The sequence below is a fragment of the Vibrio sp. TRT 1302 genome, assembly GCF_050113875.1.
Taxonomy (GTDB): Bacteria; Pseudomonadota; Gammaproteobacteria; order Enterobacterales; family Vibrionaceae; genus Vibrio.
This window is the reverse complement of record NZ_JBNJOF010000027.1, coordinates 40552-51940: the sequence shown is the minus strand read 5'-3', so window position 1 is coordinate 51940 and position 11389 is coordinate 40552. Positions and strand designations below refer to the sequence as shown.

The following is an 11389-nucleotide window of genomic DNA, read 5'->3' as shown; positions in this document are numbered from 1 at the left end:
CAACTTGCTAAAACCGTAGGCTGGATAACGCTCAACCGCTTTTTGCAGTTCAACAATCACTTCATGATCGTTATTCGTTTTAGGCTGGTATCGATAAACAGAATCACTAATGCCAACTGCGCGACAAGCAAGACGTAAACTGGCATTGTGCCGTTGTCTGGCATACTCAACCAGTTCGCGTCTTATCGCTGGCTTTACAGCTTTTTTTCTACGATGTCTTTGAGAATTCGATGCTCTAAGCTCAACTCAGCAAACATGGCTTTCAAGCGACGATTCTCCTCTTCTAAGTCTTTAAGGCGTTTGACTTCAGAGGCTTCCATCCCACCGTATTTTGCTTTCCAGTTGTAGTAGGTGGCATCTGAAATGCCGTATTCACGGCACACTTCATTGACCTTACGACCAACTTCCACTTCTTTTAAGATTTTGACAATTTGTGTTTCTGAGTAACGTGCTTTTTTCATCGCGAGTTCTCCTTCTATGCTCAGTCTAAGCCGAAGATCTCTAAAATGGTATGCCACTAGTTTAAGGGAGGTTTACAAATACTTCCAAACTTTCCAAGCACATCCTTAAAATATGTTCCATGGCCATAGCGGAAAACAACAACTAAACAGGCGGCTAAAAATCTAAAGAAAGTAAGTGATTCAACGCGCATTATTTTTCCTTTTAATACGACAAAAATAGTCAGACAATGGAGCCCAATACTCACTTATCAGTTCAATACAACTGTCTCTATACTTCATACATCTCTTCTCAATAACATTCCATGAAAAGTATGCAAAGACTAACGTAGTAGCTGTTGACGCAAAGAAAAGATCCCACCCCGTAGGGGAAAAGAAATATACAAGGATCTGTTGAATCGGGAATGCATATATATATGCACCGTATGACAGATCCCCAAGCCGATTATATCTAAGGACCCAACCTTTAATTAGGTAGGCAAAACAAATCGTCCAGTACGTTAAAAAAAATGGAGAAATTACCTTATAAATTTTATAATCTGAAATAATAAAGCACAGGATAACACTAATAAAAAGAACAGGCCAAGATACAATCACCCAATCTTTCAAAAGATAGAATATTACACCCGTATAAAACATCACTAACAATTTTAAATAAACTGGATGAAGTAGTTCAACATCAAAAAAACCATATGCATTATTAACATTAAGAGAAAAAAGAAATAGAGCCACAATATATAGCACTAACTGTTTATACTGTCTTGCCACAATATAAACTATCAGTATTGATGCATATGCGTATATTTCCCAAGGTAACGTCCACAAAGAACCATTGACAGCATGCTTATATGGAATGTTGTCAAAAACAGCAGGTAAAGAATATTGAATTACATTATCAAATAGCCAGATATTTCGACTAACAAATGAAAGTGTATCACTGTGAAGTAAGTAATCTTGCAAGTTAAGTTTTGTTGCGATACTTCCTACAATAAAAGCAGAAAAAAGAACCGCAACAATTAGGCCGGGAAATATTCTCAAAGCACGAGCGACTAGAAAATATACTACACTATCTCTATCGAGCAAACTTTTGGTAACTAACATCCCACTAGTGATGAAAAAAATATTAACGGCTAAGCCTGAGACAGGCATACCAATAAAACTAGCTAGAGGGTCAGCCCCATTTTTAGGTCCGTTTGCTAGAATAAAGCTATGGCTAAAAATCACAGCTAGCGCAGCTAACATTCGGATGAGATTAAAATTATTATCCCGAGTATTTAGATGTTCTGATAACTTAGTCATGATTGCCTCTTCACTGCATCTGAAAACGCTTCATTCAGAGCACTCGCTCTGCGAAGGCGCTCTGCCTGGTCTGCCGGAGTTCTAAAAAGAGATGTTGTTTTCTCTACAAACTTAAACTGCGTACCAGAGGCATAGCGCGTCCAAAGATTCCAATCTTCCAACTGATCCATGTCCTCTTCAAAACCACCATGCTGTTCGTATAGAGCTCTCTCAAATAGGATTGACTGAATTGGGATATAGTTATGATCCAAAAGAGTTAAGTAATCAAATTCCTGATAAAACAATGGCAAAGTTTCAAATACAGATTCTTTATAACGCTGTGCTTCCTTATCCACTTTTGTGTGAACATCCCAAGCTAGTGAATACACAGCTGAGGCATCAGGGGTACTTATTAGTTCATTAACCAGCACCTCTACATGATCAGGAAAAATCAGATCATCGTCATCCAAAAATAAGCAATACTGCCCTTGCGCTCTAGCCAAACCCTGGTTACCAGTATACGATCGACCCTTCTTTTCAAAACCATAAAACTCAACATTATAGTCTGAGCTATAGGATTGCTTGGCTTTAGAAACAAGGGAGCTATGAGTATCGCCACCATCTTCAACGATTATATGCTGAATATTTGAGTAAGTTTGGTTAATGACAGAAGCCATGCATTCTTTTAGCCAAAACTCTCGTCCCTGATAGGTACGTGTAATAATTGTCACTAAAGGTTGCTCGTGTGTGTTTATCGGAGTACTTACCTCATAAAAAGCACCATCTCTAATCAGTTCGTAATCAAAATATCTGAACGGAAAGTTAACTCGCGAATTTTTATTTGCTGTAGACACAAAATAACTCGCATTCTTGAATATCAACTTTAGATTATTTAGCACCAGTTTACGGCTGCCCTCGAAGCCCCCGCCTCTCACTAGTAAAGCAAACTGTAGTGCCAGCCCTACTAACTTATCAATGGTGTTACCATATCTTAAACGCAGATATGCATTTGCAAGTGTGCTACCTGAGAACTGTATAGGTTTAACTTGGTTCACCTCATCATAAGTATAATGGTATACAAATGCAGAAGGCACATATTTCAATGAATATCCATATGATCGGAAACGATAAGATAATTCAACATCTTCACCATACATGAATATTCGTTCTTCATACCCACCGACCTCTACATATGCGGAACGCCTAATTAAAATACAGGCATGTGAAGACCAATTAGTTTCAAATGTAACAGGATCATAATATTTAGGGTGTTCATAAGGTAGCTGTTTAAGCTCCCATGATGCTATTTTCTCATCATCAGAGAGTGCATTTACGACTACCGTTTCAATTGACTCGGGTGCAAACTCTAAATCAATATTAGTTACTAAGAAAAGCTCATTAGTAGATTGACTGACCGCATAATCATGACCAGCACCAAAACCCAAATTTTCTCTTTGATACACAGAGAAACCTGCAAACTGACCTCCTAGCTTTTCCTTTGCATCTAACAATTGCTCAAAGGTATTATTTGTAGAGCCATTATCTACAAAGTGCAGATTAAGTTTATGTACTGGATAATTTTGTGATAGTAGGCTTCCTAAGAATTTATCAAGCCACTGCCCATTATTATATGTAACAATCGTTAGGTCTATTTCTGGCAATGCTTCGTGCGGAGTTTTATGAGTTATAGAGCGAACATGCTGTTCGGAGCACAAGATATCAGCCCTTTTCAAAGACATGCTCTGTATCGCTGACAAGTTTTGCCCAGAATAAGGAATTGTTGCGATAAATCGTTTAGAATTTAAATAACCATAGTAGAACTTTCTCAATACTGGCTCGAATGGACTTTCTTTGAGCTTTAACTTTAATGCAGGAAGATAAGCTTTCGGTGTAGAAAGTAAGCGTATTGGCCTTGTAACCTTCCATGAAAAACTATTGAGTACACTATTTAGATCATCTAGTATTGCTTGATTTTCTGTTGTAAGTCTATCTATCTCTTTTCTAAAATCATATTCATCTCTATCGAGTTTGTTTTTTTGATTTCTAATCAATTTACTTGATATTAATAGTTGCTCTTTATGAAAATAATCAATTTCTTTTTCAAGATAAACTGAAAACTCTAAATTATACTTTTCTATGATAGATACAGCATCAACCAAGCTAGCATCAGCTCTAAGGTCGTTATAAAAGTCATATATAAATTGAGAGACAGGGCTTAAGTCATTGCACTCATCAAATACGTTGTGACGTAAGCTAATGTCCAGATATTCCTGACAAAAATAGTCAAACTTCGGCTTGTCAATATCAAGCGACAAGTTTGATGCAATATTTACCAACGTCGATACTGGATCAGAGATAATTTCATTGTAATCCACGATGTAACTTTTAGCGCCACTATTTAAACAAGATAAAGATCGAGTCACATAATATAGCCAAAGATAGTATGCATGATGCTCTAGTATGGCATCTCGCTTTTGAAGAGATCCAGCAACTTCTACTGGGTTGCGCAAACAGACTAAATATTTAACTTCAACAGATGATAACTTCTGAAAAACTAAGTTCCAAAAATCCAATAACACACATGTTCTGGGATCTTTAAACCCCCAAACGTCATGCTTTTCTAGCTTTAAGCTAATTAGTTCATATGCTTCAGATATTAAATCATTTAACTGGTTGCTATTAATATCAGAAATTTTGAAAGGTCGAGTAGTGTACCAATAGCTACCAAAGGTATTTAGTAACCTTTCATTAAAATCCAATATGTCGGCATCTTCCCAAAAGCCTTTTACATTATCATTAGCTTGGGGAATCATAGATTCACTTAGTTCAACACCAAGGCTCTCTAAACCTTTAGTAATCAGGCTAGTTCCGCTCCGGTGCATACCAAGGACTACTACAATTTGTTTTTCCATTATATTTCTCATTAATAGCATAAGAAAGCTTTAAATTTCTATTATTTGGCAGTTTATACAAGTTACTTTTTATTTCCTGAATAATAAAAACGTGAAGTATTAACGTGTCCCATTTAATATTTTTTTAATGCTTAATAATGATAAAGCTTGGCTGTCCTTTTTCGATAATTTCGGATTTTCTTTTAATGGCCATTCAATATCTAATATTTCGTCATCCCATGCAATTGATACTTCAGCCGCTGGGTTGTAATAATCCGTACATTTATAAACAAACTCAGCTTCTTTACTGGTTACATAAAAACCATGAGCAAAACCCTCAGGAACCCATAGCTGCCGCTTGTTTTCTGCAGATAAATACACCCCGACCCATTCACCAAAAGTAGCTGAGTCTTTGCGAATATCTACAGCGACGTCAAACACCTCACCAGAAACAACACGCACTAACTTGCCTTGTGTTTTTTCAGTTTGGTAATGCAGTCCTCGTAAGATGCCTTGTTTCGATTTTGAATGGTTATCTTGTACAAACTGAGTTGGTTTACCCGTTACCAGTTCTTCAAACTTCTCTTGCTGCCAAGTTTCCATAAAGAAACCACGCTCATCACCAAACACAGTTGGTTCAATGATCTTTACATCTGGGATATTAGTATCGATAACTTTCATAATACTTACTTATAAGCTGCAATATTTTGTAAGGCTTGTTGCCAGTCACTTGGCTGAATACCAAACTGCTGTGAGATTTTGCTGCAATTCATACGTGAATTGGCAGGACGCTTTGCTGGTGTTGGGTATGCAGATGTAGGGATAGCTGAAACCGTTGGTTGTTTTTCTAAAACACCTTGGTTTTCTGCTGCTGAAAAAATAGCTTTAGCAAAATCAAACCAGCTTGCGTAAGGCATGCCAGAGAAATGATATATACCCCAGTCAACTTCAGCACCAGAATTAACTTTTTCTGCCATCTTAATCAGTGCAGCTGCGATATCACTAGCATAAGTTGGACCACCAAACTGGTCATCAACAATGTTTAGTTCATCTCTACTTTCAGCTAAACGCAGCATGGTTTTAACAAAGTTATTACCTTGTTCACCAAAAACCCAAGCGGTACGGAGAATTAGATGTTTATCACACGCTTGTGCAACAGCTTGTTCACCTGCTAACTTACTCTCGCCATAAACACCTTGTGGTCCAGTAAGATCACTCTCGTTATAAGCCTGAGAACCCTCACCATCAAACACATAATCAGTGGAGATATGTAGCATCACTGCATCACATTGCTGTGCTGCTTCTGCTAGGTATTTAGGCCCGTCACGATTTATAGCATAAGAGGCTTCTATTTCTTGCTCTGCTTTATCAACCGCAGTATGTGCTGCTGCATTGATAATAAAGTCAGGCTTAAACTTAGTGACGCTCTGCATTACAGCTTGCTGTTGGGTAATATCAAGATCTTGATAATCTACCGCTAACAATTCTGCTTTTCCTGTTAACTGCTTTACAAGACTTCTACCGACTTGACCATTACAACCGGTAATCATAATTTTCATAGGATTACTTTCCTTGTATTAGTGACATTAGATACTTGCCATAATCATTTTTCAGCATTGGCTTTCCTAATTGTTCAATTTGAGCATCACTTAACCAGCCTTGACGCCATGCAATTTCTTCTAGGCAAGCCACTTTTAAGCCCTGCACATGTTCAATAGTTTGTACGAATGAAGAAGCTTCATGCAGGCTTTCATGAGTACCGGTATCTAACCAAGCAAAACCACGACCAAGAAGCTCTACATTTAAAGAGCCATCTTGTAGGTACATATCATTAATCGAAGTGATCTCTAATTCACCACGTTCTGACGGTTTTACCTGTTTAGCAAGCTCAACGACTCGATTATCATAGAAATATAGACCCGTAACAGCGTAATTCGATTTAGGTTCAATCGGTTTTTCTTCAATAGAAACCGCTTTCATGTTGTTATCAAATTCAACCACACCAAAGCGCTCTGGATCTTTAACTTGGTAACCAAATACAGTTGCTAAACCTTTATCTGTATACTCACATGCACTCTTAAGCTGTTCACTAAATGATTGACCGTAGAAAATATTATCCCCTAGCACCAAGCATACTGAATCATCACCAATAAATTCTTCACCGATAATAAATGCTTGTGCTAAACCATCTGGGCTTGGTTGGATCGCATATTCAAGGTTGATACCAAAATCGCTACCATCACCTAATAAACGCTTAAAGCCTGCATTATCTTCTGGTGTAGTGATAATTAAAATATCTTTAATACCAGCGAGCATCAGAGTTGATATCGGGTAAAACACCATCGGCTTGTCGTAAATCGGCAATAACTGCTTAGATACGCCACGAGTTAATGGGTAAAGACGAGTGCCTGAACCACCTGCAAGAACAATCCCTTTCATTATTTTTCTTCCTCTGCAACGACACCTAAGCGTTCACGCTGATAACTGCCATCTTGAACATTTTTACACCATGCTAAATTATCTAAATACCACTGCACGGTTTTACGTAAACCTGTTTCAAATGTCTCTTCGGGAGTCCAGCCAAGCTCTCGCTGCATCTTTGAAGAATCAATCGCATAGCGACGATCATGACCTGGACGGTCTTGCACATAGGTAATCTGTTCAGAGTAAGCGCTCTCTTTAGGCACTAATGCATCTAAAATTGCACAAATCGTTTCAACAACTTCAATATTTTTCTTTTCGTTATGACCACCTATGTTATAGGTTTCACCTACTTTGCCTTCCGTAACGACCCTGTAAAGAGCACGTGCATGATCTTCTACAAATAGCCAATCTCGAATTTGATCACCTTTACCATAAATGGGTAAATCCTTACCTTCTAAGGCATTAAGAATAACAAGAGGAATCAATTTTTCAGGGAAGTGGTAAGGGCCATAGTTATTTGAACAGTTAGTTACAATTGTCGGCAGACCGTAGGTACGCAGCCATGCTCGCACAAGGTGATCGCTTGATGCTTTTGATGCTGAGTATGGGCTTGATGGCTCATACGAGGTGGTTTCCAAGAACATTGGAAGTTCAGAACCTTCTGTAACTTCATCAGGGTGAGGAAGATCACCGTATACTTCATCAGTCGAGATATGATGAAAGCGGAATGCTTGTTGCTCTTCTTCGCTTAACGTATTCCAATATGCTCGTGTTGCTTCAAGTAATGTATAAGTACCGACGACATTTGTTTCAATAAACGCAGCAGGCCCTGTAATAGAGCGATCTACATGAGACTCTGCCGCGAGGTGCATCACAGCATCTGGCTTATGCTCAGCAAAAATACGAGCCATTGCAGCGGCATCACAAATATCAGCATGTTCAAACGCATAACGAGAATTATCAGCAACTGAAATTAATGATTCTAAATTGCCCGCATAAGTTAACTTATCAATATTCACGACTTCATCATTGGTATTTTCAATGATATGACGCACAACTGCAGAACCTATAAATCCTGCACCGCCTGTTACTAATAATTTCATAAAACCTCAGCTTGATATATTAATATTGCATCAAAAAATTAATCACTTATTTTCAGAGAGTTAATTAAGCTTGTAATAACATCATATGGAATTTCTTTAATCTCACCTTTAGGTTTAAGAGACTCATATAGCTCACTTTCCGATTCAGACTGTAAAACAGCTGTCCATGACTCTCTATAAGCGTTTCTAATAGCGAGAATCTCATCCTCATTCAAAACAGAACATCGATAAACCGAAAGATCTGATTTATAAAAATAATTATTATAAAACTTCCGAAATGATGTTTTATACTCCTCATCATTTAAAGCAGATGAATTGAGAGCTTTAATAACATCAATCAAACCACCTGGAATTGATGGGTTCGTTTGTTCATAAGGAATTTCATTCCATTCATCTTCTACATACTCACCAACTACAATATTAATCACTGCAAAGAATAAATTATTTCCTTTAAGTTTCCTTGTATATGGGATAACTTTTACATCACTAACCGACTCACTAGTAGATAGTGTTTTAATTAAAGACAAGTAATTCAACTCTAATACATTCTGCTCTTCTAAAAAACTAGAAATCCCTTTTATATACCTACGATGAGTTCCACAAACGAATTCTTTATACATTGAATCGACCCATTGAGCCTGTTCTCTTAAGCAAATAATGGGGAAAATGCTGGATAGCGATAACAAATGGCAGATATAGTGCCATCGTCCTGGATTGCTCTTTAATAAAGCAGATAATGTTTCACAACTAATCAAAACTTTATCGTAAGATGATGATTCTAATGAGACTTTTATCAAAAAATCATAAGGTTCACTAATCACTCCCCTATGTCCTGCTGTTCTCACATCTCGACCATCTTCTTTAAATATTCCAAAGTCAGGATAATAAACCCCTTTACTAAGCAATACATCTCTATTTAAGCTAAAGAAGTTTTGTAGTGCGGTTGAACCTGTTTTTGTACTTCCCATATGAAGATAAACTTGTTTATTGCTAATACCGTCTATTGGCTTAAATTCATCCATATATTCAGAAAGTATGTTGTACATACCTACTGCTAATGATCTATCGTTCAAATTGGAAACCACACAATCCATTACCGATGGCGTTATTTTTTCTCTAAAATTAACATTACAGATGGACTCAACTTCACCATTTTCTAACAAAAATAGGAATAGCTTATAGTTTTGGAAAATATCTTGATGACAAAACTCATTACAATTTTTTTGTTCTATTAGTTTGTTATTCAAACCATGCTTTTCAAACACAGTTGCAATTGATGACACAAACTTTTCCAACACTTCTCTATCAGAACCCGTCTGAATCCTATAGAACATAGCAAAAATACAGCGATTCAAATATCTATCGATATTTAGGATTTCCAATTCTTTGGAAGCTGAAGAAAAAAGTTCAAGCATAAAATCAACATGCTTTGAATATATATCAATATCCGACAACTTTAATGGAGAACTAGTTATGCTAGAATTATCTAACCTTCTCCTATAATCATACATTGTTACATTTGTAAGTCTGACAGACTCTGCATTCAATAACATTTCCGACAAGAAAGGGGCATCTTCAAACTTTTCAAACCTAAAACTAAATTTATATTTATCAAAAAATTCTTTTTTTATAAGAAACTGATTGCTTGAAACATGGTGAATTAAGGGTAGATAACTTTCAAGCGTGACTGTTTTATCACTTTCAATTAAACTTTCACTTTCATGGAATGATAAAGACTCATTATCATCAACAAAAGTCCACAGTCTCATGCGTCCACGGATAAGATCACTGTTTAATCTTATTTCTTTCGATAACCTAGCTAATACTCGTTTGTCAGAGTAACGATCATCTGAGTCCATTATTGTAATATAGTCACCACTTGCTCTTGAGAAACCTACATTTAGAGCATTTCCAAGACCTTTATTCTTAGGAAGATCAATTACAACAAGTCTTGGATCTTTGAATCTCTTAACTTTTTCTAGCGTATTATCTTTAGAACCATCATTAACAATGATAAGCTCTATATTTTTATATGTTTGTTTCAATACTGAGTTAATAGCCTCTTCAATATAACCTTCTGTATTATATGCTGGCATAACAATTGAAATTATTTTTTTTACTTTCTTCTTAAACATTTTAATCATATCCACGACACACTAAACTTCAGAGAAACTTATATTTAAAACTTCTACCATTTTATCTTCTAACTGAACTACTATCTTATTAGGGTTGCATGTCGATATGCATCCATGATATCTACTCATCCCTGAAAGTTTATATTCCGGATAATCTTTTTCATATATTTTACTTGGGGTAGGTCCTGTAATATGATTACTAACACCTAAAGTCATTGAATAAATAGAATCAAAAGATCGACTTTTTTTATCTATAAGAACACAATTAAAATTCAACTTTTCACCTTCTATTTTTATATAGTCAAAGTGAATAATAAAATCATCATGGAGTATGTATTCATCTACTTTTAGGCCAAATGTTGAAAATTTGACATTTAAATTATATTCAGGAAAAATATCACTAGGGATACCTTCCTTACGAACTTTACCGCCATCAATCCAGACAAGACGATCAGATAGTTTGGACACTTCAGACTCAGAATGTGAAACCATAACAACTGTGACATCTGAATAAATTTTTTCTTGCAGTGTTTTGTTAGCTTTATTTTTAAAGCTAACATCACCAACTCCGAGAACTTCATCAATTAACAACACATCAGGCGATATATACATAGCAATAGAAAAGGCTAATCGTGCTCTCATACCAGATGAATAGGTTTTTGCTGGTTTTTCAAAAAAAACTTGTAGTTCAGAAAAGGTCTTTATTTCTTCTAATTGAGTGTAGATATACTTTTTACTATATCCCATCAACATTCCACTGATAATTGCATTCTGACGACCTGATAAGTTAGGGTCAAAGCCTGCTGCCAGTGCCATTAAAGAGACACTTCGAGTGTGGTGAATAACTTTACCATTATCAGGCTTAATAATGCCTGCTAAAAGTCGTAGTAACGTTGATTTACCTGCACCGTTACGCCCAATAACACCTAACACTTCACCCTTATATACATCAAAACTTATATCTTTTAAGGCTTTGTACTCTGTTGATTTAAAGAAAGATTTACGCTCTTTATAACTCACAGCAACATTTTTTAATTCAATGATTTTTTCTGGCTGATGTAATTGTAAATGTTCTTTGTTCATAACTTCATTTTTCATGA

8 protein-coding genes and 1 pseudogene are annotated in these 11389 nt (G+C 36.3%); all 9 read right to left on the bottom strand.

The features are described 5' to 3' along the window. Positions 1-461: pseudogene (locus ACQEXP_RS19765) on the bottom strand (transposase); the annotation flags it as partial. A gap of 180 nt (positions 462-641) precedes the next feature. Then, complete coding sequence (locus ACQEXP_RS19760) at positions 642-1757, bottom strand: acyltransferase family protein (protein ID WP_426971326.1); 1116 nt, start codon at positions 1755-1757, stop codon at positions 642-644. Further along, entirely contained in the window at positions 1754-4648 is a 2895-nt protein-coding gene (locus ACQEXP_RS19755) for a glycosyltransferase (RefSeq protein ID WP_426971325.1), read from the bottom strand. The genes ACQEXP_RS19760 and ACQEXP_RS19755 overlap by 4 nt, the downstream gene beginning before the upstream one ends. 99 nt (positions 4649-4747) lie before the next feature. Then, positions 4748-5308, bottom strand: coding sequence for a dTDP-4-dehydrorhamnose 3,5-epimerase (gene rfbC / locus ACQEXP_RS19750; RefSeq protein WP_426971324.1), 561 nt, complete (start codon positions 5306-5308; stop codon positions 4748-4750). A gap of 5 nt (positions 5309-5313) precedes the next feature. After that, complete coding sequence (rfbD, locus tag ACQEXP_RS19745) at positions 5314-6186, bottom strand: dTDP-4-dehydrorhamnose reductase (RefSeq protein WP_426971323.1); 873 nt, start codon at positions 6184-6186, stop codon at positions 5314-5316. Between the two features lie 4 nt (positions 6187-6190). After that, positions 6191-7066: a glucose-1-phosphate thymidylyltransferase RfbA gene (rfbA, locus tag ACQEXP_RS19740; protein ID WP_426971322.1), complete on the bottom strand. Its 876-nt coding sequence runs from the start codon at positions 7064-7066 to the stop codon at positions 6191-6193. Next, complete coding sequence (gene rfbB / locus ACQEXP_RS19735; RefSeq protein ID WP_426971321.1) at positions 7066-8154, bottom strand: dTDP-glucose 4,6-dehydratase; 1089 nt, start codon at positions 8152-8154, stop codon at positions 7066-7068. The genes rfbA and rfbB overlap by 1 nt, the downstream gene beginning before the upstream one ends. A 38-nt stretch (positions 8155-8192) precedes the next feature. Then, positions 8193-10298, bottom strand: coding sequence for a glycosyltransferase family 2 protein (locus ACQEXP_RS19730; protein WP_426971320.1), 2106 nt, complete (start codon positions 10296-10298; stop codon positions 8193-8195). 12 nt (positions 10299-10310) lie between these two features. Beyond that, entirely contained in the window at positions 10311-11387 is a 1077-nt protein-coding gene (locus tag ACQEXP_RS19725) for an ABC transporter ATP-binding protein (RefSeq protein ID WP_426971319.1), read from the bottom strand. Positions 11388-11389: the final 2 nt, after the last annotated feature.

Coding starts and splice junctions, on each gene's coding strand:
- ACQEXP_RS19760 (WP_426971326.1), bottom strand. CDS start 1,757: ATGACTAAGTTATCAGAACATCTAAATACTCGGGATAATAATTTTAAT.
- ACQEXP_RS19755 (WP_426971325.1), bottom strand. CDS start 4,648: ATGGAAAAACAAATTGTAGTAGTCCTTGGTATGCACCGGAGCGGAACT.
- rfbC (WP_426971324.1), bottom strand. CDS start 5,308: ATGAAAGTTATCGATACTAATATCCCAGATGTAAAGATCATTGAACCA.
- rfbD (WP_426971323.1), bottom strand. CDS start 6,186: ATGAAAATTATGATTACCGGTTGTAATGGTCAAGTCGGTAGAAGTCTT.
- rfbA (WP_426971322.1), bottom strand. CDS start 7,066: ATGAAAGGGATTGTTCTTGCAGGTGGTTCAGGCACTCGTCTTTACCCA.
- rfbB (WP_426971321.1), bottom strand. CDS start 8,154: ATGAAATTATTAGTAACAGGCGGTGCAGGATTTATAGGTTCTGCAGTT.
- ACQEXP_RS19730 (WP_426971320.1), bottom strand. CDS start 10,298: ATGATTAAAATGTTTAAGAAGAAAGTAAAAAAAATAATTTCAATTGTT.
- ACQEXP_RS19725 (WP_426971319.1), bottom strand. CDS start 11,387: ATGAAAAATGAAGTTATGAACAAAGAACATTTACAATTACATCAGCCA.